The organism is Pseudorhodobacter sp. E13, from assembly GCF_003991405.1.
Classification (GTDB): Bacteria; Pseudomonadota; Alphaproteobacteria; order Rhodobacterales; family Rhodobacteraceae; genus Pseudorhodobacter.
Genome location: NZ_RPEN01000148.1, coordinates 46,509 through 70,844, shown reverse-complemented (window position 1 = coordinate 70,844; position 24,336 = coordinate 46,509). Strand labels below are relative to the sequence as shown.

Sequence of the window (24,336 nt, the reverse complement as noted above, 5' to 3'; positions counted from 1 at the left end):
GCGCGGCGCGGGCGGACAGGCGGGCAGGGGGCCGCGCGCGCCCCCCTCTTTGCCTTACGGCAAATTCACCCCCTTGCAGGTATTTTTGCCAAGATGAGCCGGGTTGAGGTGCTGCGGGGCGATGGTTTAGGGTTCGGGCGACTTGAAGGAGGGTTGGGATGCGGATTTTGTTTACGGGTGGCAGCGGCAAGGCGGGGCGGCATGTGATCCCCTATTTGCTGGCGCAGGGGCATCGGGTGCTGAATGTGGATCTGGTGCCGCTGGATGTGCCGGGGGTCGATAATCTGATCGCGGATATCACGGATAGCGGGCAGATGTTCAATGCCATGACCGCTTACGCGGGGTTTGATGAGTTGGAGCCGGGTACAGGGGTGCCGCGTTTCGATGCGGTGGTGCATTTTGCGGCGATCCCCCGGATTTTGATTGCGCCGGACAATGAGACGTTTCGGGTCAATACCATCGGCACCTATAATGTGATCGAGGCGGCGGTGAAGCTGGGCATTGCCAAGGTGGTGATTGCGAGTTCCGAGACGACTTATGGCATTTGTTTTGCCGATGGTGTGGCGGACCCTAATTATTTGCCGTTGGATGAGGGCTATGATGTCAGCCCGATGGATAGTTACGGGTTGTCGAAGGTGGTGAATGAGGCTACGGCGCGGGCCTTTGCCAAGCGGTCGGGGGCGGATATTTATGCGCTGCGGATTGGCAATGTGGTGGAGCCGCATGAATATGCGCAGGATTTTCCGCGCTATTTTGCCGATCCTGTGCTGCGGCGGCGGAATTTCTTTTGTTATATCGACGCGCGCGATCTGGGGCAGATTGTGGACCGTTGCCTGAAAGTCGATGGGTTGGGCTATCAGGTGTTCAACGCGGGCAATGATGAGAACGGGATGAACCTGGACAATGCCGAGTTGCTGGCGCGGTTCTTTCCCGGCGTGCCGGTGACGCGCGAACTGTCCCCGCGTGAGGCGCTGTTTTCAAACGCGAAAATCCGCGAGGTTTTGGGGTTTCGTGAGGCGCATCGGTGGCAGGATTATGTGACGGGGTAGGGGGGGCGCGGGATGGAGTTGATTGGGCATCGAGGTCGGTCTGGAGGCCAAGGTGCTTGATGCTGCGGTGCGCACCAAGGTCTGCTTTTCAAGGGTTTGAAGATCGGTCGCATTTTGCAGTTTGAGTCCGGCTATCTACTGGGATACCTACTGGGAGAATTTCAATGGCCCAAGAAGTTTAAGGTAGAATCGTGTCGTTTGATGTTCAAAAAGCACTCGGCGTGCCAGACATCCACAATATCGTCGAGAGACGTGACAAAGTAATAGCGCGTTTCGGACCGCTTTTCCGCGCTCCCGAAAACTTAAAGCAACAGGATTACCTCGATTTCCTAAGCTTTCACCATAACAATCATTGGACCGGATTGGAACGCCTTGGCCGTCCCGCGGCAAATGACATGAACAAGCTTCGAGAAGCGATCGCCGTTCTTGTTGACGAGACAGAGCCGTTACCTCGAAGGTTCGACACAGCTTTGTCGATGCTGCGCGGGGTGGGTGTGGGAACCCTCTCGCCCATGTTGCTTCTTGCGTATCCTGATCGCTACGGCATTTGGAATGGCACCAGCGAGGCTGAGCTGCGTGGACGCGGCTATTGGCCCACCTTCCCGCGCGGAGCGACAGAGGGTGAGAAATATAAGATTATCAATTCAGTGCTACTCGAACTGTCCAAATATCTGAAAGTTGACCTTTGGACACTAGATGCGCTTTGGTGGCAGAGCAAATTGGAGCGCCAGAGTAACGGCCAAATCAAGGACGCGAAATTCAAGGCCGTCTGGGAGATGGCTAGTCAGGCCGAGAATACCGCGAAGCAATCTTACGGTCAGATTATCGAGCGAACCGTGAAGAACAAAGACCTCAGGTTGTCGAAGGAAACTTTGATCGAGCACCTGAACGACCTACTGGACGAAGCTGATGATCGCTGCGCGATTACGGGTCTTTTGTTGGACTTCGAAGGTTCTGACAATCAGTTACGCCCTTCTCTGGACCGGATTGATAGCAACGCTCATTACGAATTGGGAAATTTGCAAGTGGTGGCTCGCTTTATTAACTTTTGGAAACGGGACACCGAAGATGCCGAGTTTCGTCGTCTGATTGCTCTGGTGCGTGGTGGCTAATTTTGTCCACTCACCTAAAGATCAATCGTTTCTTTCTCTGGGGAAAAGTTCTCATTTAGCCGCACGATAGCAGCCATAAGTTTAGCGTTCTCCAGCGGCAGCAAAGTCCCCCATACTCGCCATAAAGAACCTGTCACCCTCAAACCGGTTCTGCATTCCGCCGGGTCATCATGTCCACAAAGGCCGGGCGGGATTGGCAGCGGGTGAGCCATGCGAAGGTGTTGGGGTAGGCTGTGTGCAAGGGTTTGTGGGCTTGGGAATAGCGCAGGCATTCGGCGACCATGATATCGGCCACGGTAAAGCGGTTGCCGATCAGGTGGTCGTGCTGGCCCAGGTGCGCCTCCAGCCGGGCGAGGGGGCGGGAGAGGCGGTCCACCGCCGCGGCGATTTTGGCGGCGCCGTCGGGGGTGTCGGCCAGACCATCGGCATAGGTGTAGATGATATCAATGCCGGGCAGGTCGATGGAAATGCCGCCAAACAGCGCCCATTGTTCGGCCTGCGCCAGCTCTGCCGCGTCGCGGGGGGCCAGATCGCCGCCGTATTGGCGGGCAAGGTATAGCGTGATCGCCAAGGATTCCGTCAGCACCAGATCGCCATCCACCATCACAGGCACCGCCGATTGCGGGCTGATGGCCAGAAACTCGGGCGACAGGGTATTGAGCGGCGCATCTGCCGCCGCTGGATTGGCCAGCCGATAGCTTTGGATCACCGGGATATGGGTGAAGGCTGTGCCCGCCTCGGCCAGAAGCCAGAGGGGCCGCGTGGCGCGAGAGCGCAGGACACCGTAGATCGTGAGCATGGAGACGGCCTTTCAATGGCGGAAAGGGCTGAGCTTAGCCAAAGGTTGGGGCCGCGCAAGGGGGGATGTTTGATCGGTGTCAAAGCGCGGCTGCGTTGCTTGGGGTAAGCTATGTGTGATGCCTCACCCATCCGGGCCGTGCCGGATGGTCGGGGTTTGCACCGGACCCAACCCATCCAAGGAGAGCCCATGGCCGCACCGTCCCCCACCACCGACATGACCCCGCAAGCCAAGCGCCCGCAAGCCAAACCTGCCGCCGTGCCGCCCGCAAAGGTGGACCCCGAAAAGGTGCGGCAAAGCTTTGAGCAAGGCACCTATCCTTACGGGCGCAAACTGTCGCGCAAGGTCTATGAGGCGGAAAAGGCGCGGCTTCAGGCAGAATTGCTGAAGGTGCAGCTTTGGGCGCAGGAAACCGGGCAGAAATTCGTGATCCTGATGGAAGGCCGGGATGCGGCCGGCAAGGGCGGCACGATCAAACGCTTCATGGAGCATCTGAACCCGCGCTATGCCCGTGTGGTGGCGCTGACCAAGCCCGGCGAAAAGGAAAAGGGCCAGTGGTTTTTCCAGCGCTATCTGGAGCATTTGCCGACCAGTGGCGAGATCGTGTTCTTTGACCGGTCGTGGTATAACCGCGCGGGGGTCGAGCGGGTGATGGGCTTTTGCACCGCGGCCGAATATCTGGAATTCATGCGCCAGGCCCCGCAGTTGGAACAGATGCTGGTGCGGTCCGGCATCCAGCTTTACAAATACTGGTTCTCGGTCACGCAGGAAGAACAGCGCGCGCGGTTTCAAAGCCGCGAGACAGATCCGTTGAAGCGCTGGAAGCTGTCGCCCATCGACAAGGCCAGCCTCGACAAATGGGCGGATTATACCGAGGCGAAAGAGGCGATGTTCTTTTACACCGATACGGCCGACGCGCCGTGGACGGTGGTGAAATCCAACGACAAGAAGCGCGCGCGGCTGAATTGCATGCGGCATTTCCTGCTGAGCCTTGAGTATCCGGGCAAGGACCTGGCGGCGATCGGAGAGATGGATCCGCTGATCATTGGCAAGGCGGGGCAGGTGATCCATGGGGCCGAAGGGCTGATGGAGGCAGCGGTGCCGCCAGTGATCCGAAAGGCCAAGGTTGCGAAACCCGCGAAAACACTGCCGAAAACCGACGTGTCTGCGCAAGAACCTGCCACCGAAGTCGCAACGGACGCATAGCGCGCATGGCATCCGCCGCCACCTTGTGACAGACTGCGGGCAAGGTGGCGAAAGGGGGCTTTTGGTGCGATATCCTTGGCTGATGGCGGCTGTGACGGGCTTTGTGCTGGCGGGGGCCGGCGCGCAGGCACATCCGCATATTTTCATTGATACCGGGGTCGAGACGATCTTTGACGCCGAGGGCCGGGTGACGGCGCTGCGGATTTCATGGGCCTATGATGATTTTTACTCGTTGATCTCGATCGAGGATCGCGGGCTGGACCCGGATTTTGACGGCGTTCTGACCGAGGAGGAACAGGCCAAGCTGGTCGGGTTCGATATGGGATGGGATGCCGATTATGACGGTGATCTGTATGTCTTGTTCCAAGGCGAACCCGTCGCCATGGGCCGCCCGGAGGCGCCGACAGCCGTGTATAAGGACGGCTTGATCACTACCACGCATCTGCGCCAACTGGCCGCGCCTGTTGCGCCGGGGCCGGAAGGGTTGGTGATACAGGTTTACGACTCCGGGTATTACACCGCCTATTCGGTGAATGCCGAAACCGCCCTGACCAACGCGCCCGAAGGCTGTGCGGCGCAGGTGTTTGAGCCCAATCTGGATGAGGCGGACCGCAAGCTGCAAGACGCGTTGTCGGAGTATCAGGCCGATGAGAATATCGAGATGGAATTCCCGGCGGTCGGCGCGAATTATGCCGATGAGGTGCGTGTGACATGCCCCGCACGGTGATCCTTTTGGGCGCGGTTCTGGGCCTTGGCCTTGGGCTGTTCTGGGCTACGGGCGGGATGGATGGTTTCACCGCTTGGGCCGCGGCCAGCCAGCGCGAGGCGCAGAACGCCTTGGCCCGTGCCTTGCGCGCCTTGCGGGCGGCAGAGCCGGGGGCCTTGGCTGCGTTGTTGGGCCTGTGCTTTGCTTACGGGTTTTTCCATGCGGCGGGGCCGGGGCATGGCAAGGTGTTGATTGGTGGCTATGGTATGGCGCAGCGGGTGCGGATGCTGCCTTTGATGGGGGTGGCCGTGCTGTCCAGCCTTGCGCAGGCGACGACGGCGGTGCTGTTGGTCTATGCCGGGGTATTCGTGCTGGGGCTGACGCGCGAGGCCATGGTGGGGCTGACCGAGGATATCTTTGCCCCGATCAGCTATGCCGCGATTGCGGCGATTGGTTTGTGGCTGGCGTGGCGGGGCTTGCGCGCCTTGCGGCGGGCGCAGGGGGGGCATGGCGGCCATGATGACCATGCGCATGACCACCACCATCACCACGATCATGACCATGACCACCATCACCACCATGGGGCAGAGGAGGCTTGCGGCTGCGGCCATGCCCATGGCCCCAGCCCGTCAGAGGTTGCTGCGCTGACGGGGTGGCGCGATACGGTGCTTCTGGTGGCGGGGATTGCGGTGCGGCCCTGCACGGGGGCCTTGTTCTTGCTGATCATTTGCTGGCGCATGGGGCTGGATGCGGTGGGGATTGCCGGGGCCTATGCCATGGGTTTTGGCACGGCGACGATCACGGTGGCGGTGGACTTTCTGTCGGTCTGGGCACGCGAGGGGGCGTTGCTAGCACTGGCGGGGGGGCGGCTTTCGCGCGCGGCCCCGTTGATCGAGTTGGGGGCCGGGCTGACTGTTGCCGCGCTGTCGCTGATCATGCTGCGCGCCGCGCTGTAAACCCTGACCCTTGCGGCAGCGCATCTGCGGGCGTATGGCTGGGGTATGATGACGCCCCCCCTTTCAAAACTTGGTCATGCCAAGGCTGTGCTGACGCTTGGTCTGCCGCTGGTCGGCAGCCATTTGGCGCAGATGCTGCTGCATGTGACCGATACGGTCATGCTGGGCTGGTATGGGGTGCTGGAACTGGCCTCGGTGGTGCTGGGGGCCTCGGCGTTTTTCATCGTGTTCATTCTGGGGTCTGGCTTTGGCCAAGCGGTGATGCCGATGGTGGCGCAGGCGCTGGGGCGCGGCGATGAGGTGCAGGTGCGCCGCGATACCCGCATGGGGCTGTGGCTGTCGATTGGTTTTGGCCTGCTGTGCTATCCGGTGTTCTGGCAATCAGAGGCGATTTTGCTGGCTTTGGGGCAGCAGGCCGATGTGTCGGCGCTGGCGCAGGCCTATTTGCGGATTGCAGGGCTTGGGATGATCCCCGCGCTGCTGGTGATGGCGTTGAAAAGCTATCTGGCCGCGCTGGAGAAAACCCAAGTGGTGCTCTGGGTCACGGTGGCGGCGGTGGTGCTGAATGCGGGTATGAATTACGCGCTGATCTTTGGCAATTGGGGCGCGCCGGAACTGGGCGTGCGGGGGGCGGCGATTGCCTCGGTGCTGACGCAGGCGGTGACTTTTGTCGCCTTGGGGTTTTATGCGCATTGGCAACCGGATTTGCGGCGGTTCAACCTGTTTCAACGCTTTTGGCGGCCCGATTGGCAGGCCATGGACCAAGTGTTCAAGCTGGGATGGCCCATCGGGTTGACGGGGCTGATGGAAGGCGGGCTGTTTCAGGCCTCGGCCCTGATGATGGGCTGGATCGGGACGATGGAACTGGCCGCGCATGGTATCGCGCTGGAGGTGACGGCGCTGGCCTTCATGGTGCATCTGGGCCTGTCGAATGCGGCCACGGTGCGGGTGGGCCGCGCGATGGGGCGCGGTGATGCGCAGGGGTTGCGCGATGGGGCCAAGGTGGCGCTGGCGATGTCGCTGCTGTTTGGTGTGGCAATGGTGGTGCTGTTTCTGGCGCTGCCCGCGCAGATCGTGGCGTTGTTTCTGGACAAGGCCAACCCGCAAAGCGCCGAGATCATCGCCTTCGGGACGATTCTGCTGGCGCTGTCGGCATTGTTTCAGATGGTGGATGCGACGCAGGTGATGGCGCTGGGGTTCTTGCGCGGGATGCAGGATACGCGGGTGCCGATGTGGCTGGCGGTGTTCAGCTATTGGGTGATCGGGATACCCGCAAGCTATGTGCTGGCCTTTCCGCTGGGCCTTGGCGGCGCGGGGCTATGGCTGGGCCTGACCGTAGGGCTGAGCGTGGCGGCGGGCCTGTTGATGTGGCGGTTCTGGGCACGGGCACCGAAAGCGGCCTAGGCCCGCAGGATGGGGGCGCGGTCAGCCGCCTTCATAGCCTTCGATAATCAGGCAATCCCCGATGGACACAGGATCGCGCAGCGCTTTGGCGGCTTGGTATTCGGGGCTGTGATAACAGTCTGTCGCTGCTTGCAGGCTTGGAAATTCGATCACCACCGTGCGCGCGCGGCACTGGCCTTCGACCTGCGTTTGCGGCGCGCCGCGCACCAGAAACCGCGCACCATATTTGGCGAAAGGGGTGGCATTGGCGGCCTTGTAAGCCTCGTAGGCCACAGGGTCGGAGATATCGACATGGGCGACCCAATATCCTTTGACCATGGGCTTATCCTTTCGCGTTAAACAGGGCTGTCAGGCGCGCACATTCCTCTGCGATGCCATAGGGCGGGTTGACGATGAACATCCCCGACCCGATCATGCGATGCCCGTCACGCACCGGGGGGAAGCGGACCTCATGGCGCAGGGCATCGGGGAAATGCGCCGATAATTGCGACAGCATCCCGCCATGGCTGCCCGAGGTCAGCAGCGGATACCACAGCACCAGCACACCCACATTCCACTTGCGCGCGATTTTGGCAAAGTCACCGGGGATGCTGTCATATTCGGCTTTCACCTCATAGCTGGGGTCGACCAGCAGCAGCCCGCGCCGGGGCGTGGGCGGGCAGATCGCTTGCGCCAGTTTGAACCCGTCCTGGCGGTGAATATGCGCATCCCATTGGGTCAGATGCTCGGTCAGGATCGCGTGTTCGCCGGGGTGGAGTTCGGCAAGGTGAAGCGTATCTTCCTCGCGCAGCGTCATCGCCGCGATGAGGGGAGAGCCGGGATAGGCCATCGGCCCGTATTTGAACCGCACTTCATTCAGGCGCTGGCGATAGGGGTGCGCCTCTGCCAGACCCGCCTCCAGCAAGGACACACCGCGCGCCGCCTCGCCGGTTTTCAGCGCTGCCTCATCGCCCAGATCATAAAGGCCGCGGCCCGAATGGGTTTCGATATAGGTCAGCGGTTTGTCCTTTTGGACCAGGTAATCCAGCATCCACGCCAGCAGCGCGTGCTTGTGAACATCTGCCGGGTTTCCGGCGTGGTAGTGGTGTTGATAGCTCAGCATGGCCCTTGCTATCAGGCGACGTTCGCGCAGGGAAGCGCCAGAGCGGCCTGACCCTGCGAAATTTCGCGGCACGGCCCGGCGCGGCTGTCATGGTGCGCTTGCTTTGGGGCAGGAAACATGCTGTGTCGCGCTTGGGTTTGGGTGCGGTCAAAGGGCCTGAGTGATGAGTATGCAACTGGCCCCCTCCGGGCACATCCCTTCGCTGGACGGGATACGCGCCGTGGCGATCCTGATCGTTTTTGCCGCCCATGCCGGTATCAGCGCGGCCATTCCCGGCGGCTTTGGCGTGACGGTGTTTTTCTTTCTGTCAGGCTATCTGATCACGCACTTGCTGCACCGCGAATTCATGCGCACGGGCGGGGTTGATCTGCCTGCGTTCTACATGCGGCGGCTGCTGCGGCTGGGGCCGCCCATTCTGGTGACGCTGGCGGTAGGGGCGGTGCTGGTTTGGGCCGGGTTGTTTCAGGGGGAGGTGGAATGGCGCACGCTGAGCAGTCAGGTATTTTTCTATTACAATTACTTTGCCCAATACGGCGACCGGCATGAGATTTTCGGGACCGAGATCCTGTGGTCGCTGTCGGTGGAGGAACATTTCTACCTGCTTTGGCCCGCGCTGTTTCTGGGGATCGCGCGCGGCTGGGTCGGTTTGCGGTTTCTGGGGCTGCTGCTGGGGATAAGCCTTGTCTGGCGCTGGGTGCGGTTTTCGGTTCTGGGCCATGACGAGCTGGCGATTTACCTGTCCTCGGACACGCGGATGGATGGGTTGCTCTATGGCTGCCTGCTGGCTTTGGCCGAGGCGCGGGGGGTGGCGGCGCGTTGGTTTCCGCAAGGGCGCGGGCGGTTTGCGCTGTTGCTGGGGGCCGCGTTGGTGATCCTTGTCAGCTTTGCGCTGCGCGATGCGTTGTTCCGGTCTACCCTGCGCTATTCGCTGCAAGGCGCGGCGCTGATGCCGCTGTTTTACTATGCGGTGACGCGGGCCGGGGAGTGGCCATTCCGCGCGCTGAACGCAGGATGGCTGCGGCAGATCGGGGTCTGGTCCTTTACCATTTACCTGTGCCATTTCGGTGTGATCATCGCATTGGAGGCGCATGGGGTTGCTGTAGGGTCATGGCAGATGGTGGTGGCGGCGGCTGCGATATCGGTGATTTATGCGGCGGCGGTGGCCTGGCTGGTCGAGCGGCCCATGATGCGCTGGCGGCGGCTTTGGGCGCGGCGAGGGGGCAGGTGGGCAAATTGCCCACCCTACGGCTGTGACGGGCCGCATCAAAGCCGCAGGTCCACCATGGATTTGGTCAGATCGACGCCTTGTTCCGAGAGTTTGGCCATCGCCTCGGCCCAGGTGTCTTCGGTCATCTCTGTATCGGCATAGCTGTCAAGCACCTCTGCCAGAAGGGATACGGCTGCATCATCCACTGTGCCCTTGGCGCTGATACCTTCGGCCTGTGGCGGTGGCGGCGGGCGTGAGCCTTCCGGCCCGCCCTTGCCGCCGTTCTTGCCGCCTGCCTGTTCGGGGCGGGCCATGTCGCCTATGGCTTTGGCGTCAAAACCCTGCGTATTCATCGCCTCGGCCATGGCCTTGCCGGGTTGAATGCCCAGATCCTTGACCTGTGCTGCAATGGCCTTTGCATCGGCTTCGGTGACGTTCTTGGCGTCATAATTGGCGAGCAGTTCGGCCAGTTTGCTGCTTTGATCGGAGGTCAGCGCCTGCGCTTGTGGCCGCATTGCGGCGCTGGTGCTGTTACTGAGGGGGGAAATCATGAAGGCTCCTGTTCATGCGGTTATCATGCGCCCACGGATAGTGGGGGAGGCTGAACAAACAGGTAATGCGTTGGGGTCAGGTTGCTGTATTTACCCGCAAATTTAGGCGAAAGCACTGCGTCGCGGGGGCCGGGGAGTGGCCATTCCGCGCGCTGAACGCAGGATGGCTGCGGCAGACCGGGGTCTGGTCCTTTACCATTTATCTGTGCCATTTCGGTGTGATCATCGCGCTGGGGTCATGGCAGATGATGGTGGCGGCGGCTGCGATATCGGTGAGTTATGCGGCGGCCGTGGCCTGGCTGGTCGAGCGACCCATGATGCGCTGGCGGCGGCTTTGGGCGCGGTGAGGGGGCAGGGCCGGACCCGCCCCCATTTCCAGCGCGCTATAGATTAATTTGACTTTCTGTTTCGGATTTTGCGCGCACGATTTGCCTCGCGGACCTTGTTGTAAAAACTGAGGCCGACAAGCGATTTTAGGCCGCTTTTCAAAAATCTAGCGCTCATTCTTAGTCGTGATAGCGCAGGAGCCCGAACATAGCCGAAGGCGCCAAGCCTGTAGTTTATCCTGCGCATCAAGGTTGCGCGTTCAGCGAGGTAGCTGGCCTCGTCTTGTGGTTTTGCAGCTTCGAGGGGTTTGCGCAAATGAACGAAAAACTCGAGGCCGCGCGTTTCTGATATTTCAATAATTTCAAAGTCGATCAGGCCCAAATGCCTTGCATCTTGCAACATCAGCCTCAGGGTTTCAGGGATCATCACGTTGCAATGCGCGTCTTGGTAGTCTTTGGTGCTGGCAAGGTTTTCTTTATAGTTGGCATATGCGCCGCGAAGGCTGCCGTGGGGGTGGAAAAAATCTGGATTAGCAGAGCCTAGTGCAACACCGGGTTGGGTTTCGCCGTCAAAAACGTATTGCGCGCTGTTGGTCTCCACATCGAAAATCGTTTCGGCGCTGGGTTGCACCCGTTCACTGTGATACGCGGCAATCCAGTCGATCAACCGGGTGGGCATGCGGAAAATATCAAAACAGGCGCGCGCATCGGGCACGGCCATGCTAAGGACGCCGCCGGGTTTCAAAGACGTATAACACCCCTGCAAAAACCGAATGGGGTTGGAAAGATGTTCAAAGTTATGCGAAGAAACAATAAAGCCGATCTGACCTGTCAGCCCTTTTTCTGCAACCATGGCCGCAATATTGCCAGCGTCACCGACAAGGTCTACGGGCTCAATTTCGCTGATGCGATGTTCTGCAATAAGTGGGTCTTTTCGCGCGTTTTCGCGCAGCGTCTCGGTATCGAATACATCCAGAATTAGGATATTCTTGCTGGATGCTTTGGGCAGAGCGGGATTGAAATAGGGGGCGACTTCAATGCCGAGTTGGGTTTGGTCAATATGAGAAAGTAAGATTTGCAGGCGTTTCGGCAGTTTCGACACTTATTTCATCCTCTCAAAATAGGCGCTAATTACTCTGCTTTTCGTCACGCTCCGACGATATTCAAACACTCATACCAAGCGCGACGCCTCAACCGCTGCGCGCACGAAATCGGCGAACAGGGGGTGCGGCTCAAACGGTTTGGATTTCAATTCGGGGTGGAATTGCACGCCGATGAACCACGGGTGGTCTTTGACCTCGACAATCTCGGGCAGTTTGCCATCGGGAGAGATGCCAGAGAAGATCAGCCCGCATTTTTCCAGCTTGTCGCGATAGGTCATATCGACCTCATAGCGGTGGCGGTGGCGTTCTTCGATGTCGGTGGCACCGTAAACCTCGGCCACTTTGGAGCCCGGCGTCAGATGGGCGGAATAGGCGCCAAGGCGCATGGAGCCGCCTTTGTCATCCGTCACCTTGCGGGCGACGACATGGTTGCCCTGCACCCATTCCTTGAGGTGATAGATCACAGGGGTAAAGCGTTTTGCACCGGCCTCGTGGTCGAATTCTTCGGAGCCTGCATCGGTGACGCCGGCCAGATTGCGGGCGGATTCGATCACGGCCATTTGCATACCAAGGCAGATGCCCAGATAGGGCACTTTGCGGGTGCGGGCGAATTCCACGGCCTTGATCTTGCCTTCGGTGCCACGCTCGCCAAAGCCACCCGGAACAAGGATGGCGTGGAAGCGTTGCAGATGCGGCGCGGGGTCTTCGCGTTCGAACAGCTCGGCATCGACCCATTCGACGCGCACGCGGGTGCGGTTGGCCATGCCGCCATGGGTCAGCGCCTCGGCGATGGATTTATAGGCGTCTTCAAGCTGGGTGTATTTGCCGACGATGGCCACGCGCACCTCGCCTTCGGCATTGACCATACGGTCCATCACATCTTCCCAGCGGGCCAGATTGGGGCGCGGGGCAGGCGAGATGCCGAACGCGTCCAGCACCGCTTGGTCCAGCCCTTCGCGGTGATAGGCGAGCGGGGCCTCATAGATGGTTTTCAGATCATAGGCGGCGATGACGGCCTGCTTGCGCACGTTGCAGAACAGCGCGATTTTCTCGCGTTCCTTTTCCGGGATCGGATGTTCAGAGCGCAGCAGCAGCACATCCGGCGCAAGGCCGATGGATTGCAATTCCTTGACCGAGTGTTGCGTCGGTTTGGTTTTCAACTCGCCGCTGGCGGCCAGATAGGGCAGCAATGTCAGGTGCAGCAGGATACATTCGCCGCGCGGGCGTTCGTGGATGAACTGGCGGATCGCTTCAAAGAAGGGCAAGCCTTCGATATCGCCCACGGTGCCGCCGATTTCACAGAGCATGAAATCAACCTCATCCTCGCCGATGCGCAGGTAGTCCTTGATTTCATTGGTGACATGCGGGACGACCTGAATGGTCTTGCCAAGGTAATCGCCCCGGCGTTCCTTTTCCAGCACGTTGGAATAGATGCGACCCGAGGAGATGCTGTCGGTCTTGCGGGCGGGGACGCCGGTGAAGCGTTCGTAATGGCCAAGGTCAAGGTCGGTTTCGGCGCCGTCATCGGTGACGAACACCTCGCCATGTTCAAAGGGCGACATGGTGCCGGGGTCGACGTTCAGATAGGGGTCCAGCTTGCGCAGGCGGACGGAATAGCCGCGCGCTTGCAGCAAGGCCCCCAAGGCCGCCGATGCAAGGCCTTTGCCAAGCGAGGAAACAACACCACCGGTGATGAAGATATAACGTGCCATGTGGTGGACCCCCGTGAGAAAAACAAACATGCGATTCGGTGTCTCAGAATCGCACCATCACGGGAGACGAGACTTAACCGAAAACACAGCGCTCCGCAACCGGACCGCTAGATGCTGAGTGTGAAAGTTTGAAGCCCCCAAGGTTTGGGGGCTGCTGATTTGGTTGGATCAGTTGCCGGCTGCCGGGGCGGCGGGTGCTGCGGGCACTGCCGGGGCTTCGGGTGCCGCGGGAACTGCGGGCACCACCGGTGCGGCGTCATCCGCGCGCGGCGGGGCCAAAGGCGCATCTGCCGGGGCAGGGGGCAGCAGGTCGGTGCCAAGCGGCGCGGTCGGGGCCACCGGATCAGGGGTGGAGCCGCCGAATTGATCCACCACAGAGGCGCCGCTGGCGTTCTGGGCCGCAATCAGCGTCAGGCTGATCGAGGTGATGATGAAGGCCACGGCAAACACCCAGGTCAGCTTGGTCAGCGCGGTTGCTGCCGCGCGGCCCGACATGGCACCGCCACCGCCGCCACCACCCATGCCCAAACCGCCCCCTTCAGAGCGTTGCAGCAGCACAACGCCGATCAGGCACAGTGCAAGGATCAGGTGGACGGTAAGAATGACGTTTTCCATAGGGCTTTTGGCTTCCGTTTGGGTGACGCGTCTACTTAGGCGCAAGTTTGGCCGGGGGCAAGCCCTTCGGCGCGGTGCAGGGCGCGGGCGCGATCAAACTTGTGCCATTGGTGGCCCGATTGCGCGCAAGCACCGCAAATCCGCACCGCTTTCGTCACAGTTCTGTCCCGTTTTCCCGGCATTCGGGGGGCAACAGGCGTTGAGAGGTTGGCGATGTTGCTGAAAAAACTGTTTGGAAAGAAACCCGCTGCGATGGCTGCCACCCCTGATGCGGCGGGCCTTGCCGCGCCTTTGGGGATGCCAGAGGCGGAACAGGATGCGATCTTTCGCGCCCAGCCTGCGCATATTCAGCATATCCTGACAGTGATCCAGCGCATCGCAGGGGATGCAAAGCGCGTGGCCGAGCTGTTGCAGCAGGGTGCGTTGCAGCCGTGGGGGGGCGGGGGGCACGCGCCGATCTATTGCCAAGGGATCGAGCGTTTATTCAAGCTGGCCAATACCGATGGCAGCACCTCTTACCGCAGCTACTATTATACCGAGGATCTGAAAACCATGGACCCGAAGGCGCAGCTGCACCTGAGCCAGTTCTTTGGCCGGGTGATGGCGGTGAACACGGTTCTGACCGCAGCCCCGGACAAGCAGCGCGCGGCGCGGATGCAAGCCGTGCCGGGGGTGCTGGACAGTATTTTGGTAGAGGCGCTGTATTTCAAAGGGTTTTTCAGTGCTTTTGCAATAAGCCGAAGCTTGTTGACCACCCCGCAGCCCGGCCAAACCACGCTGGCCGAGTATGCGGCACTGATTGCCCGCACCAAGGCCGATCTGGCCGCCGCCGCCCCGCAGTTGCACGATGCCGCTGCCGCCTTTGCAGCTTTGCCGAAGGGGAATCCGTCTTTGCTGGTCGAATTGATCAAAGCCTATTAGCCGGGCCATATGACCTTGAATGGGCTGTGCTTTGATGCGGCGAATGGGGCGCATTGGATGGGGAAGGCACCGGGTGCCGCGCGCCGCGCGTGATGCAGCGCTATTCGTCCACCTCATCCACCGTGGCTTGACCGGAGAGGCGCTGCCACAGAATGCTCCACGACAGGCCGATGCCCAGCACCAGCGACAGGGCGAGGATACCGAGCCAGATGTTGAGCGCGCTGTTGCCCGTGGTCAGGATTTGCCAATCCACCAGCACCCAGATCAGCGCCGCGAAAACCGCCGCCACCAGCACCATGCCAAAGGCCCCGAGCGAGCGCAGCGTGGCCCCGATATAGATGATGTAGCAAACCGCCAGAATCAGGCCGAGCAGCACAGTCAGCGGCAGTTGCGCGCTGTAATTCACCTCTGCCCAGCGGTAGAAATTCCAGTTTGTCGGGTTGTAGCTGGCCGACAATAACGCAAAGGCCCCGAACCAGCGCAGTAAAATACCCATAGCTTTCCCATTGGCAAACCAAGGCCCCAGAGGTGCCACGCCCTGCGGCGCAGGGCAAGCCCGGCGTTTTGGGGGGCGTGCTTAGCCCTTTATGTTCTTGATCACCTCCATCGCCGCCTTGTGTTGTCTGTTCATCATATCGGACATGGTTTTCATCTTCTGGGCGATGTCATCATTATCCTTGGCCAGCTTCATCAGATCCTTGGCGAGCTTTTCCTGCTGATCGTTCAGCTTCTTCATCTCGTCCATCTTCTTCTTGATTTCTTTGTCTTTATCGTCGGCCATTGGCGTCTCCTTTCGGGTGAAAATTGAAGGTTAAATGAATTTTAAGGCTTTTCGCAGCGCGGGCACCGCCTGCCGCGTTGCTCGCGGCTAAAGAAATGATTTTACCTGTTCCGCATGGCGGCGCTGCTTTGATCCATGTCGGGCAGCCCAAGACATTCGAACGCCTCGACATGGCGCAGCCGACGCCGCAGCCGTGCCGACCGGTTCGCTATTTCTTGTTCTTTTCGAGTGCTTTTTGAAGTTCACCCGCAAGCTTGGCCTGATCTTTGCTTATCTTTTCAAGGGCTTTGGCAAGCTCACCGATCTTCTTATCCTCGCCCATCTCTTTCTTGACTTCGTCCAACATCTTTTTGGTATCTGTTTCGTTCTTGGAAACGTTGCTGAGCCATTTGCCAATGGCGCCACCAATTGTAGGCATGACTAACCCTCCGATACTGAAAATATTGTATTGAATACTGTCACGATAAACGCATTTTTTCCCGTCTGGCAAGGATTTCGTCGAATGACAGAAAGGTGTTTCGCCCAGACGCGCAGGCGGTTATACCCGCCGCGGGTTTTCCAGCTGAAAAGGGATCAATATGGCCAATGTCGTTGTCGTCGGCGCCCAGTGGGGCGATGAGGGAAAAGGCAAGATCGTAGACTGGCTGTCGGAACGCGCCGATGTGATCGCGCGGTTTCAGGGCGGGCATAATGCGGGCCATACGCTGGTCATTGATGGTAAGGTTTACAAGCTGTCCTTGCTGCCAAGCGGGATCGTGCGCGGGGGCAAGCTGTCGGTCATTGGCAACGGCGTGGTGCTGGACCCGTGGCATTTGATCACCGAGATCGAAAAGCTGCGCGGGCAGGGGGTGGAGATCACCACCGAGAACCTGATGATCGCGGAAAACGCGCCATTGATTCTGCCGGTGCATGGTGAATTGGACCGCGCGCGCGAAGGTCAGACCAGCGTGGCGAAGATCGGCACGACCGGGCGCGGCATTGGCCCGGCCTATGAAGACAAGGTCGGCCGCCGTGCGATCCGCGTGGCCGATCTGGCCGATGAGGCGACGCTGGAGCTGCGCGTCGACCGTTTGCTGACCCATCACGATGCGTTGCGCCGGGGCTTGGGACTGGAGCCGATTGACCGCGCGGCGCTGCTGGCGCAATTGCGCGAGATTGCGCCGCAGGTGCTGCCCTATGCGCAACCCGTGTGGAAAGTGCTGAATGAGGCGCGGCGCGCGGGCAAGCGCATTTTGTTCGAAGGGGCGCAAGGCGCGCTGTTGGACATTGATTTTGGCACCTATCCGTTTGTGACCTCGTCCAACGTGATTGCAGGGCAGGCGGCCACGGGCACGGGCCTTGGGCCGGGGGCGATTGATTTCGTTTTGGGCATCGTGAAGGCCTATACCACCCGCGTCGGCGAAGGCCCGTTCCCGGCAGAATTGAAGGATGCGGATGGCGAACGGCTTGGCCAGCGCGGGCATGAGTTTGGCACCGTGACCGGGCGCAAGCGCCGTTGTGGTTGGTTCGATGCGGTTCTGGTGCGGCAGACCTGCGCCACCTCTGGCGTGACGGGGATTGCCCTGACCAAGCTGGATGTGATGGATGGCTTTTCCACGATCAAGATTTGCGTGGGCTATGAATTGGATGGCAAGCGGCTGGATTACCTACCCACCGCTGCCGATCAGCAAGCGCGCTGCACCCCGATCTATGAGGAAATGGAAGGCTGGACCGAGGATACCGCCGGCGCGCGGTCCTGGGCCGACTTGCCGGGGGCGGCGATCAAATATGTGCGGCGGATCGAAGAGTTGATTCAATGCCCGGTCGCCCTACTTTCGACAAGCCCAGAGCGGGACGATACCATTCTGGTCACGGATCCCTTTGCGGATTGAGTGTTGAAACGGTGCTGCTCTTTGGCCCTTGCGGGCCGCATCGCGGGCGATTTGCGATGAGGCACCGCAAGGGGCCGAAGAGCGGCGGGAAAGGCGAGCGATGAAACTGTCTTACAAGGCGCGGCGGCGTTGGTCATTGGTGGTGCTGCTGGTGGGTTTGCCGCTGTATATCGCGGCGGCGCTTTTTGTGGTGTCGCTGTTTGATCGCCCCCCCTTCTGGCTGGAATTCATTGTTTATGTTTTCCTTGGCTTTCTGTGGATGTTGCCCTTCAAATTCGTGTTTCTGGGGGTGGGCAAGCCTGACCCGGATGCAGCCCCGGATGCCGACCCGGATGCGCCAAAGGAAAAGGCCGAGGGATGATCCTCGGCCTTTCGGTTTTTTGATCGTGCGGCTGTTGCTTAGCCTTCGGCGGCTTTGCGGGCCTCGCCTTGGATGGGTGAGCTGTCGCTGAGAGTAAAGAACCCCCGGCGCACTTTTTCCAGGCGGCCTTCGCGCAGCAAGGTGCCAAAGCTGCGCAGCATATCTTCGCGGTCCTCCAGCAGGTCGGGCTGAACCGACATCACATGTTCCACCATCTTGGGGCGCGACACATCTTCTTGGCCCTCGACATGGGTGGCATAGGCGGCGGCGGCTTCCAGCAGGTCTGACAGTGTTTCCGCGCCCAGTTTCTCGGCATATTCGGCAAAGCTGAGGGCCGCGCCAAAGATGTTTTTGGCGTCAGAGCCATCGTTTGCGGCATCGAGGTCGTGATCGTCGGGGTCTTCTTGGGTCAGGGCCAGATTGCCGCCCTGAACGCGGCGCGGACGCACCGGGGTGATATGGGTCTGCGCCGGGCTTGGCTTGACGCGGGGGGTATCAATCCGCTGTTCCGAGACCAGCATCAGCGGGGCGGGGCGGTCGCCTTTCGGGGCCGGGGCCTCGGCGGCGGTGCGCGGGCGGACGGCGCGTTCCAGATCATTGCGATAGGGGTTCATGCGGGTTTCTTCGCTTGGTCCCTTGTCGCCCCCCGCCTTGCGGTCGGCCACGGTGGCCGCAACGGCGGCTTTCAGATGGGCGATGGCCGACAGGCGGCGGCGGTTTTCGGTGCCTTGAAACTCGGTATCCGTCTGCGCCATCAAGCGCTTGACCGAGGCATCTTCTTCCTCTGCGCTGACCGGGCGTTTGGGGGTGATGCTGCGATCGGGGCGCTGCGGGCGCACCGGCTTGACCACGGCAACGCCTGCGGCATCGGCGGGTTTGCTTTGCGCCTCTGCGGCCTTTGCCGCTGAGGCCGCTTCTGGGGCCGCTTCGTCGGCTTCGCCCAATTCACGCAGCAAATCGGCCTCTGCCTCGGGCGACAAGGCCCCGGCATCGGAGGATTGCGGTGCTGTGGGCGCGCTTTCTGCCAGTGGAGCGCGGCGGATCTTGATGACGCGGGCACGGGCGCGCTGCAATTTGTCATTGGGTTCTGTGGCGGTGGGTTCTGCGGCGGTTTCCGGCGCGGCGGGCGTGGCGTCGGCGTTGTCCATTGCACCGGCTTTGGTTTCAGCCTGTGGCGTGGGTGCGGCGGCGTAGCTTGGCAGCGGGTTTGCCTCGGCGGGGATGTCCAGCACCCCGTCTTCGGAGGCAAAATCATCGGCAAAAGACAAAGGCACAGCTGTTGCTGGGTCTTTGGCATCGCCCTCGGCTGCGATCACTGCTTGGCTGGCCCCGTCCAGCGCCGCTAGCTCTGCCGCGCCTTCTTCGGCGGTCATGGCTTCGGCATCGTCTTCGGTCAGCGCCGCATCGGGTTGGATTGGGGTGGCTGCTTTGGCTTCTGCCTTGGCGGGGGCGGGGGCCGGTTCTGCCAAAGCGGCGGCGAGAGAGGCCATGAGCGTATCATCGCCATCGACATCAGTGAAGGACAGAGGTGGGGTTTCGGCCAGAGGTTCGTCGTCGAAACGACCATCTTCGGCGCGGTCTTCATCGTCGAAGGCCCCGGCCAGAGAGGCGATCAGCGCATCATCCGACGCGCTATCCGCTTGCGCAGCCGCTTTTTCGGCGGCCTCTGCCTCTGCCTCTGCCTCTGCCTCTGCCTTTGCTTTGGCTTGCGCTTCGGCTTCGGCCTTTGCCTTGGCAACCTCTGCCGCTTTTGCCTGCTTGGCGGCCTCCGCTTCGGCTGCCGCCTTTGCTTCGGCTTTGGCTGCGGCTTCCGCCTCCGCTTTGGCTTTCGCTTCTGCCTCTGCTTTCGCTTCGGCTTCGGCCTTTTCGGCGGCTTCAGCTTCTGCTTTCGCTTTGGCCTGCGCTTTCGCTTCTTCTTCCGCTTTTGCTTTGGCCTCTGCCTCTGCCTCTGCCTTTTTGGCGGCCTTCGCTTGGGCTTCGGCCTTGGCTGCGGCTTCGGCCTGTGCCTTCGCTTCTTCCTCGGCCGCCTGGGCTTCGGCTTCGGCCTTTGCAGCTTCCTCGGCTTCGGCGGCGGCGAGGGCGGCGGCGAGGCTGACGGGGGGGCGAGTGGTTTCGCCGGAGGCGCGGGTTTCGGCCATGGCGTTGCGAATGCGCGACAATTTCGCCGCGACGCTTTCCGAGATCGCAGCTTCGGCGGCATCAGCGGCAGGTTTGGCGCTGGTTGCGTGTTGGTCTTCGAACATCGCATCGGGTTTCGCCCGTGCTGCTGCCGGCTTGGCTGCCGGTTTCGCCACGGGTGTGGTGGCTTTTTCGGCGGGCGTGGGCGGCGTATCGGCGGTTGGGGCAGCCAGCGCTGCGGCCCCTTGCGATTCGGTGGCGCGCAAGATCACGCCATTGTCCTGCACTTTTGCTTCGACCCGGCGCTTCATCTCGCGTTCAGCGATCTGGTGCAGCATGGCGGCATCTGGCGTCGGCGGTTCTGCCCCGAAATAGCGGTCATCTGCCGCCAGATCGCGGAAATACTCGGCAATCGCCTTCATCGTGTTGAAAGGTTCGTCAAACCCCTCCAGAGTGCAGGAGAAAGTGCCGTAAGAAACCGTAAGAATTTTGCTCGCCCCGACCATTGGATGCTCGCCCTTTGTTACCAAACTGATGCCTTACATGACCGCAAGGGATGTTCAATTCCGTGGACAGATAGGGGTAATTTGAAGGATTGTTTGTGTCCACCCGGCTGAATTCTGCCTTAATCTGGATACAGTAACACGATGAATCAAGGAATTGTTGAATCCTCTGCGGGGGTGACACTGCTGGCCGGGGGGCCGGTGGCCAAGCGTGATCTGCGCCGGGCGCTGGCGCTGGCGCCGGTGCTGGTGGCGGCGGATGGCGGGGCGGACAGGGCTTTTGCGCTGGGGGCTGACCCTGTGGCCGCGATCGGGGATATGGATTCCATTTCGGACGCGGCCAAGGCGCGGCTGGGCCCGCGTTTTCACCATATACCCGAGCAGGAAAGCACCGATTTCGACAAGGCCTTGCGCAATATCGCCGCGCCTTTCGTGCTGGGGCTTGGCTGCCTTGGCGGGCGGGTGGACCATGAGCTTGCCACGCTGTCGGTTCTGGTGCGCCGCGCTGATGTGCCGTGTTTGCTGGTTGGACGGGAGGATGTGATTTTCGTGGCCCCACCAGTGCTGGAGATGGATTTGCAGGTCGGTGATCGGTTCAGCCTGTTCCCGATGGCCCCGGTGACAGGGCGCAGCGCGGGGTTGGAATGGCCGATCGACGGCTTGGCCTTTGCGCCCGGTGTCCGGGGCGGCACATCGAACCGGGTGACAGGGCCGGTGCGGCTGGAGATGGACGCGCCGGGGATGCTGGTGATCGTGCCCCGCGCGCGGCTGGTGCAGGCCTTGGCGGCGCGCTTGGCTAGTATTCCGGGCTGGGGGGGCGCACTGTGACGCGGGCGTTCACCTGCTCTCGCCAGATCACATAGAGGCCAGAGCCGGAGATCACCGCAATGCCGGCCCATGTCATCAGATTGGGGAAATCGCTGAAGATGACATAGCCCAGCACCACCGCCGAGATCAGTTCAAGGTAATGCAGCGGGGCCAATGTGGCGGAAGGCGCGAATTTCAGCGCATAGGTCATGCACATATGGCTGCACGCGGCCCAGAAGCCCACGCCAAACAGCCAGAGCCATTCCAGCCCCTTGGGCCAGATCGCATCCAGTTCCTTGATGCCGGACCCGTCAAACAGCCACATCAGCGGCAAGCAGATCACGCCGCCCGCGATGGCGGTGTGCAGTTGCATTGTCACGGGATGCAGCGCGCGGGCCATGAAGCGGGTGATCAGCATATAGGCGGCAAAGGTAAAGGCCGTGCCCAAGGGAAACAGCGCCACCCAGCCAAAGGTGGTCAGCGCCGGTTGAATGACCAGCAGCGCGCCACAAAACCCGATGGCCGAGGCGATGATGCGGCGGGGGCCGACCTCATCCCCAAAGAGCAGCCAGCCAAGGATCAGGATGATGAAGGGTTCCACAAAGACGATGGCAAGGGCATCGGCAATCGGCATCACCGCCAAAGCCGCAACAAAGCAATAGGTGGACAGCATTAGCAGCACTGCGCGCGCGGTGATCAGCAGCGCCATACGCGTATCAACCCGCCAGCGCAGCCGCATGAACAGTGCCACCGGCAGCATCAGCGCCGCCTGCACCACAAATCGCGCGGTGACGATTTGCCCGATGGGCAGCGTGGCCGTGGCCAGCTTGGCCGAGACATCCAGCAAAGGGGCCAGCGCGCAGAACATGAGCATCAGAAACACACCCATCAGGATGCGGTCAGGGCTGGCGGTGGGGGTCAGTGCGGTTGTCATAGGCCCAGACCTAGCGGGCAGGGGCGCGCCCGTCCTGCCTGATTTGACCGGGTTTTGGGCCGAAAACGGCAGGGGCGCGCGGCTGTGTCACCCTGTCTGCGCCGTCCAAGGGCTTGCCTTGGCGAGTCTATTCGGCTTTGTAAGGGGAAGGTTGCAAAGGGAAAAATGACGTGCTGATCCTGGGCATACAGCGTCTGGTCGTGCTGGAGACTCCGAAAACCGGGTCGATGGCGCTGCGGGCCATGTTGGAACCTTATACCCTGCCCGCATCAGATGAGGCGGCGCGGCATGTCGGCCATACCGGTTACATGCTGAAACATGCGCCCGCTTTGGCCCAAGCCTTTGGCGGCGGGCTGGAAACGCTGGCCGTGGTTCGCGAGCCGCTGAGCCGGATGAAAAGCTGGTATCGGTATCGGATGCGCGAAAAGGTGGCGCATCTGCCTGTCAGCACCAAGGGCATGCGCTTTGCCGATTTCATGATGGCCTATCTGGAAGACCCACCGCCCACGTTCGCCAATGTCGGGCGGCAGGATCGTTTCGTCGGCTGGAACGGGCGCGAGGCGCGGGTGGATCATCTGTTCGACTACAACCGGCTGGAGCTGCTGGAGGCGTTCTTGTCGGAGCGGACGGGCGATGTGCTGACATTGCCGGCCCGCAATGTGACCCCGAAAACCAAGCCGCTGGATTATTCGCTCAGCGACGCTGTTGCCACACAGTTTGAGGAACAGAACGCCGAGGAATTCGCGCTTTATGCGGCGGTGTCTAAAACCGGCTATCTGCGGCGCGGCGGGGTTTGCTAGGCCGCGTTCAGCAATTCGGCACGTTGACAGCAAGGCCGCCAAGCGAGGTTTCCTTGTATTTCTCATGCATGTCCTGACCTGTCTGGCGCATGGTTTCGATGCAGGCATCAAGGCTGACCAGATGCACGCCATCGCCGCGCAGGGACAGGCTGGCCGCAGAAACCGCCTTGATCGCGCCAAGCCCGTTGCGCTCGATGCAGGGCACCTGCACGAGGCCCTTGACCGGATCGCAGGTCATGCCGAGGTGATGTTCCAGCGCGATCTCGGCGGCGTTTTCCACCTGTTCGGGCGAACCGCCCATCACCGCGCAAAGCCCGGCTGCGGCCATGGCGGCGGCAGACCCCACCTCTGCCTGACAGCCACATTCCGCGCCCGAAATGCTGGCGTTATGTTTGCACAAGCCGCCAATTGCCGCCGCTGTCAGCAGAAAATCCGCCACTTTGGACGCAGAGGCCCCCGGCACATGGTCAAGGTAATAGCGGATGACAGCAGGCACCACACCTGCCGCGCCATTGGTGGGGGCGGTGACGACTTGGCCGCCTGCGGCGTTTTCCTCATTCACGGCCATGGCATAGAGGCTCATCCAGTCGTTGATCGTATGCGGCGCGGTCATGTTCAGCCCGCGTTCGGCCATCAACTGGTCATGGATGTTCTTGGCCCGCCGGCGCACCTTCAGGCCACCGGGCAAGATGCCGGTGCCTTCCATACCGCGGTTGATGCAATCATTCATCACCTCCCAGACGCGGGCGATGCCTTTGTCCAGATCCTCGGCGCTGCGGAACCGCAATTCATTGCGGCGCTTCATCTGGGCGATGGTCAGGCCCGAGGTTTTCGCCATGTCCAGCATCTCGGCTCCGTTCTGAAACGGAAACGGCACGTCTGACCGCGCATCCGCCTTGGTGGTGGAGGCGGCCTCATGTTCGGCGGCGGTCAGCACAAAGCCGCCACCGATGGAATAATAGGTTTCGGCCAGGATCACATCGCCTTGGGCATCGGTCGCGCGGATCACCATGCCATTGGCATGGCCGGGCAGGTTGGGGCCGTAGTCAAAGACCAGATCGGTTGCGGGGTCGAAAGAGAGTGGGCCAAGACCGGGGGCGTCGATGACCTTATGGGTCTTGATCGCGTCCAGCGTGGTTTCGGCGCGGGCGGCGTCATAGGTTTGGGGTTCAAACCCCGCAAGGCCCAGAATGGTGGCGCGGTCGGTGGCGTGGCCCACCCCGGTAAAGGCAAGGCTGCCGTGCAGGGTCGCCCGCAATCCATGGGCGCGGAACGGGCTGCGGCGCAGGGTTTCCAGAAATTGCGCAGCGGCCACCATCGGCCCCATCGTATGCGACGAGGACGGGCCGATACCGACTTTGAACATATCAAGGACAGAGAGGAACATGAGCA

Annotated in this window: 26 protein-coding genes; 13 read left to right on the top strand and 13 right to left on the bottom strand. The window is 61.1% G+C overall.

The window, feature by feature from the left end; translation table 11 throughout:
• The first annotated feature begins 158 nt into the window (after positions 1-158).
• Together EGN72_RS05320 and EGN72_RS05315 are read left to right on the top strand one after the other, a co-directional pair.
• Positions 159-1,049 carry an NAD(P)-dependent oxidoreductase gene (locus EGN72_RS05320; protein ID WP_127045611.1) on the top strand — a complete coding sequence of 297 codons (891 nt, stop codon included), beginning with the start codon at positions 159-161 and terminating at the stop codon, positions 1,047-1,049.
• A gap of 191 nt (positions 1,050-1,240) precedes the next feature.
• Positions 1,241-2,161 (top strand): hypothetical protein, encoded by a 921-nt coding sequence (locus EGN72_RS05315; protein ID WP_127045610.1) that lies wholly within the window; start codon positions 1,241-1,243, stop codon positions 2,159-2,161.
• A 139-nt stretch (positions 2,162-2,300) separates the two neighbouring features.
• Here EGN72_RS05315 and EGN72_RS05310 read toward each other — a convergent pair whose 3' ends face one another.
• Positions 2,301-2,960, bottom strand: coding sequence for a glutathione S-transferase family protein (locus EGN72_RS05310; protein ID WP_127045609.1), 660 nt, complete (start codon positions 2,958-2,960; stop codon positions 2,301-2,303).
• Between the two features lie 189 nt (positions 2,961-3,149).
• On the opposite strand from EGN72_RS05310, the gene ppk2 reads away from it, so the two are divergent.
• The 4 genes from ppk2 (at position 3,150) to EGN72_RS05290 (ending at position 7,232) form a co-directional block, all read left to right on the top strand.
• Positions 3,150-4,166 carry a polyphosphate kinase 2 gene (ppk2, locus tag EGN72_RS05305; protein ID WP_127045608.1) on the top strand — a complete coding sequence of 339 codons (1,017 nt, stop codon included), beginning with the start codon at positions 3,150-3,152 and terminating at the stop codon, positions 4,164-4,166.
• 64 nt (positions 4,167-4,230) lie between these two features.
• A complete protein-coding gene (locus EGN72_RS05300; protein WP_127045607.1) occupies positions 4,231-4,893 on the top strand; it encodes a DUF1007 family protein in 663 nt (220 codons plus the stop codon).
• Positions 4,878-5,828 carry a nickel/cobalt transporter gene (locus EGN72_RS05295; protein WP_127045606.1) on the top strand — a complete coding sequence of 317 codons (951 nt, stop codon included), beginning with the start codon at positions 4,878-4,880 and terminating at the stop codon, positions 5,826-5,828. The genes EGN72_RS05300 and EGN72_RS05295 overlap by 16 nt, the downstream gene beginning before the upstream one ends.
• 48 nt (positions 5,829-5,876) lie before the next feature.
• A complete protein-coding gene (locus tag EGN72_RS05290; protein ID WP_127045605.1) occupies positions 5,877-7,232 on the top strand; it encodes an MATE family efflux transporter in 1,356 nt (451 codons plus the stop codon).
• A gap of 21 nt (positions 7,233-7,253) precedes the next feature.
• On the opposite strand, the gene EGN72_RS05285 is transcribed toward EGN72_RS05290, so the two are convergent.
• Both EGN72_RS05285 and rlmJ read right to left on the bottom strand, forming a co-directional pair.
• Positions 7,254-7,550, bottom strand: a complete 297-nt coding sequence (locus tag EGN72_RS05285; protein WP_127045604.1) for a DUF1330 domain-containing protein — start codon at positions 7,548-7,550, stop codon at positions 7,254-7,256.
• A 4-nt stretch (positions 7,551-7,554) separates the two neighbouring features.
• Complete coding sequence (rlmJ, locus tag EGN72_RS05280; protein ID WP_127045603.1) at positions 7,555-8,334, bottom strand: 23S rRNA (adenine(2030)-N(6))-methyltransferase RlmJ; 780 nt, start codon at positions 8,332-8,334, stop codon at positions 7,555-7,557.
• 163 nt (positions 8,335-8,497) lie between these two features.
• Between rlmJ and EGN72_RS05275 the strand changes: the two genes are divergently transcribed.
• Positions 8,498-9,703 carry an acyltransferase gene (locus EGN72_RS05275; RefSeq protein ID WP_127045602.1) on the top strand — a complete coding sequence of 402 codons (1,206 nt, stop codon included), beginning with the start codon at positions 8,498-8,500 and terminating at the stop codon, positions 9,701-9,703.
• Here the strand turns inward: EGN72_RS05275 and EGN72_RS05270 are convergent.
• Positions 9,598-10,092 carry a hypothetical protein gene (locus tag EGN72_RS05270; RefSeq protein ID WP_127045601.1) on the bottom strand — a complete coding sequence of 165 codons (495 nt, stop codon included), beginning with the start codon at positions 10,090-10,092 and terminating at the stop codon, positions 9,598-9,600. The genes EGN72_RS05275 and EGN72_RS05270 overlap by 106 nt on opposite strands.
• A 65-nt stretch (positions 10,093-10,157) precedes the next feature.
• On the opposite strand from EGN72_RS05270, the gene EGN72_RS05265 reads away from it, so the two are divergent.
• A complete protein-coding gene (locus EGN72_RS05265) occupies positions 10,158-10,439 on the top strand; it encodes a hypothetical protein (RefSeq protein WP_127045600.1) in 282 nt (93 codons plus the stop codon).
• 43 nt (positions 10,440-10,482) lie between these two features.
• Here the strand turns inward: EGN72_RS05265 and EGN72_RS05260 are convergent, their stop codons facing one another.
• The 3 genes from EGN72_RS05260 to secG form a co-directional block, all read right to left on the bottom strand.
• On the bottom strand, positions 10,483-11,520 hold the full coding sequence (locus EGN72_RS05260; protein ID WP_127045599.1) for a methyltransferase domain-containing protein: 1,038 nt from the start codon (positions 11,518-11,520) through the stop codon (positions 10,483-10,485).
• Positions 11,521-11,589: 69 nt separating this feature from the next.
• The gene (locus EGN72_RS05255; RefSeq protein ID WP_127045598.1) at positions 11,590-13,233 is read right to left on the bottom strand and encodes a CTP synthase; all 1,644 of its coding nucleotides are present in this window, start codon (positions 13,231-13,233) and stop codon (positions 11,590-11,592) included.
• A 168-nt stretch (positions 13,234-13,401) separates the two neighbouring features.
• The gene (secG, locus tag EGN72_RS05250) at positions 13,402-13,848 is read right to left on the bottom strand and encodes a preprotein translocase subunit SecG (RefSeq protein ID WP_127045597.1); all 447 of its coding nucleotides are present in this window, start codon (positions 13,846-13,848) and stop codon (positions 13,402-13,404) included.
• Between the two features lie 252 nt (positions 13,849-14,100).
• Here secG and EGN72_RS05245 point away from each other — a divergent pair, with 252 nt between their 5' ends.
• Entirely contained in the window at positions 14,101-14,769 is a 669-nt protein-coding gene (locus EGN72_RS05245) for a hypothetical protein (RefSeq protein ID WP_127045596.1), read from the top strand.
• Between the two features lie 100 nt (positions 14,770-14,869).
• Here the strand turns inward: EGN72_RS05245 and EGN72_RS05240 are convergent, their stop codons facing one another.
• From EGN72_RS05240 to EGN72_RS05230, 3 genes are all read right to left on the bottom strand, one after another.
• A complete protein-coding gene (locus tag EGN72_RS05240; protein ID WP_127045595.1) occupies positions 14,870-15,265 on the bottom strand; it encodes a DUF6524 family protein in 396 nt (131 codons plus the stop codon).
• 81 nt (positions 15,266-15,346) lie between these two features.
• On the bottom strand, positions 15,347-15,550 hold the full coding sequence (locus EGN72_RS05235) for a hypothetical protein (RefSeq protein WP_127045594.1): 204 nt from the start codon (positions 15,548-15,550) through the stop codon (positions 15,347-15,349).
• A 208-nt stretch (positions 15,551-15,758) separates the two neighbouring features.
• Positions 15,759-16,040, bottom strand: a complete 282-nt coding sequence (locus EGN72_RS05230; RefSeq protein WP_158623141.1) for a hypothetical protein — start codon at positions 16,038-16,040, stop codon at positions 15,759-15,761.
• A gap of 88 nt (positions 16,041-16,128) precedes the next feature.
• Here EGN72_RS05230 and EGN72_RS05225 point away from each other — a divergent pair, with 88 nt between their 5' ends.
• Both EGN72_RS05225 and EGN72_RS05220 read left to right on the top strand, forming a co-directional pair.
• The gene (locus tag EGN72_RS05225) at positions 16,129-17,421 is read left to right on the top strand and encodes an adenylosuccinate synthase (protein WP_127045592.1); all 1,293 of its coding nucleotides are present in this window, start codon (positions 16,129-16,131) and stop codon (positions 17,419-17,421) included.
• Between the two features lie 100 nt (positions 17,422-17,521).
• Positions 17,522-17,782, top strand: a complete 261-nt coding sequence (locus EGN72_RS05220) for a DUF2842 domain-containing protein (RefSeq protein WP_127045591.1) — start codon at positions 17,522-17,524, stop codon at positions 17,780-17,782.
• Between the two features lie 38 nt (positions 17,783-17,820).
• Here the strand turns inward: EGN72_RS05220 and EGN72_RS19130 are convergent, their stop codons facing one another.
• Positions 17,821-20,406 (bottom strand): hypothetical protein, encoded by a 2,586-nt coding sequence (locus tag EGN72_RS19130; RefSeq protein ID WP_158623140.1) that lies wholly within the window; start codon positions 20,404-20,406, stop codon positions 17,821-17,823.
• 141 nt (positions 20,407-20,547) lie between these two features.
• Between EGN72_RS19130 and EGN72_RS05210 the strand changes: the two genes are divergently transcribed.
• On the top strand, positions 20,548-21,231 hold the full coding sequence (locus EGN72_RS05210) for a thiamine diphosphokinase (protein WP_127045590.1): 684 nt from the start codon (positions 20,548-20,550) through the stop codon (positions 21,229-21,231).
• Here EGN72_RS05210 and EGN72_RS05205 read toward each other — a convergent pair.
• The gene (locus tag EGN72_RS05205) at positions 21,200-22,144 is read right to left on the bottom strand and encodes a DMT family transporter (protein ID WP_233587037.1); all 945 of its coding nucleotides are present in this window, start codon (positions 22,142-22,144) and stop codon (positions 21,200-21,202) included. The genes EGN72_RS05210 and EGN72_RS05205 overlap by 32 nt on opposite strands.
• Before the next feature lie 170 nt (positions 22,145-22,314).
• On the opposite strand from EGN72_RS05205, the gene EGN72_RS05200 reads away from it, so the two are divergent.
• A complete protein-coding gene (locus EGN72_RS05200; protein ID WP_127045589.1) occupies positions 22,315-22,944 on the top strand; it encodes a hypothetical protein in 630 nt (209 codons plus the stop codon).
• A 7-nt stretch (positions 22,945-22,951) separates the two neighbouring features.
• On the opposite strand, the gene EGN72_RS05195 is transcribed toward EGN72_RS05200, so the two are convergent.
• The gene (locus EGN72_RS05195) at positions 22,952-24,331 is read right to left on the bottom strand and encodes an L-serine ammonia-lyase (RefSeq protein WP_127045588.1); all 1,380 of its coding nucleotides are present in this window, start codon (positions 24,329-24,331) and stop codon (positions 22,952-22,954) included.
• Between the last annotated feature and the right edge of the window lie 5 nt (positions 24,332-24,336).

Bases quoted from the DNA above. Each gene is read 5' to 3' on its own strand.
- EGN72_RS05270 (WP_127045601.1), bottom strand. From the start codon at position 10,092: ATGATTTCCCCCCTCAGTAACAGCACCAGCGCCGCAATGCGGCCACAA.
- EGN72_RS05220 (WP_127045591.1), top strand. From the start codon at position 17,522: ATGAAACTGTCTTACAAGGCGCGGCGGCGTTGGTCATTGGTGGTGCTG.
- EGN72_RS05275 (WP_127045602.1), top strand. From the start codon at position 8,498: ATGAGTATGCAACTGGCCCCCTCCGGGCACATCCCTTCGCTGGACGGG.
- EGN72_RS05235 (WP_127045594.1), bottom strand. From the start codon at position 15,550: ATGGCCGACGATAAAGACAAAGAAATCAAGAAGAAGATGGACGAGATG.
- EGN72_RS19130 (WP_158623140.1), bottom strand. From the start codon at position 20,406: ATGGTCGGGGCGAGCAAAATTCTTACGGTTTCTTACGGCACTTTCTCC.
- EGN72_RS05210 (WP_127045590.1), top strand. From the start codon at position 20,548: ATGAATCAAGGAATTGTTGAATCCTCTGCGGGGGTGACACTGCTGGCC.
- EGN72_RS05265 (WP_127045600.1), top strand. From the start codon at position 10,158: ATGCGTTGGGGTCAGGTTGCTGTATTTACCCGCAAATTTAGGCGAAAG.
- EGN72_RS05225 (WP_127045592.1), top strand. From the start codon at position 16,129: ATGGCCAATGTCGTTGTCGTCGGCGCCCAGTGGGGCGATGAGGGAAAA.
- EGN72_RS05205 (WP_233587037.1), bottom strand. From the start codon at position 22,144: ATGACAACCGCACTGACCCCCACCGCCAGCCCTGACCGCATCCTGATG.
- EGN72_RS05295 (WP_127045606.1), top strand. From the start codon at position 4,878: ATGCCCCGCACGGTGATCCTTTTGGGCGCGGTTCTGGGCCTTGGCCTT.
- rlmJ (WP_127045603.1), bottom strand. From the start codon at position 8,334: ATGCTGAGCTATCAACACCACTACCACGCCGGAAACCCGGCAGATGTT.
- EGN72_RS05195 (WP_127045588.1), bottom strand. From the start codon at position 24,331: ATGTTCCTCTCTGTCCTTGATATGTTCAAAGTCGGTATCGGCCCGTCC.
- EGN72_RS05285 (WP_127045604.1), bottom strand. From the start codon at position 7,550: ATGGTCAAAGGATATTGGGTCGCCCATGTCGATATCTCCGACCCTGTG.
- EGN72_RS05240 (WP_127045595.1), bottom strand. From the start codon at position 15,265: ATGGGTATTTTACTGCGCTGGTTCGGGGCCTTTGCGTTATTGTCGGCC.
- secG (WP_127045597.1), bottom strand. From the start codon at position 13,848: ATGGAAAACGTCATTCTTACCGTCCACCTGATCCTTGCACTGTGCCTG.
- ppk2 (WP_127045608.1), top strand. From the start codon at position 3,150: ATGGCCGCACCGTCCCCCACCACCGACATGACCCCGCAAGCCAAGCGC.
- EGN72_RS05245 (WP_127045596.1), top strand. From the start codon at position 14,101: ATGGCTGCCACCCCTGATGCGGCGGGCCTTGCCGCGCCTTTGGGGATG.
- EGN72_RS05320 (WP_127045611.1), top strand. From the start codon at position 159: ATGCGGATTTTGTTTACGGGTGGCAGCGGCAAGGCGGGGCGGCATGTG.
- EGN72_RS05255 (WP_127045598.1), bottom strand. From the start codon at position 13,233: ATGGCACGTTATATCTTCATCACCGGTGGTGTTGTTTCCTCGCTTGGC.
- EGN72_RS05310 (WP_127045609.1), bottom strand. From the start codon at position 2,960: ATGCTCACGATCTACGGTGTCCTGCGCTCTCGCGCCACGCGGCCCCTC.
- EGN72_RS05290 (WP_127045605.1), top strand. From the start codon at position 5,877: ATGACGCCCCCCCTTTCAAAACTTGGTCATGCCAAGGCTGTGCTGACG.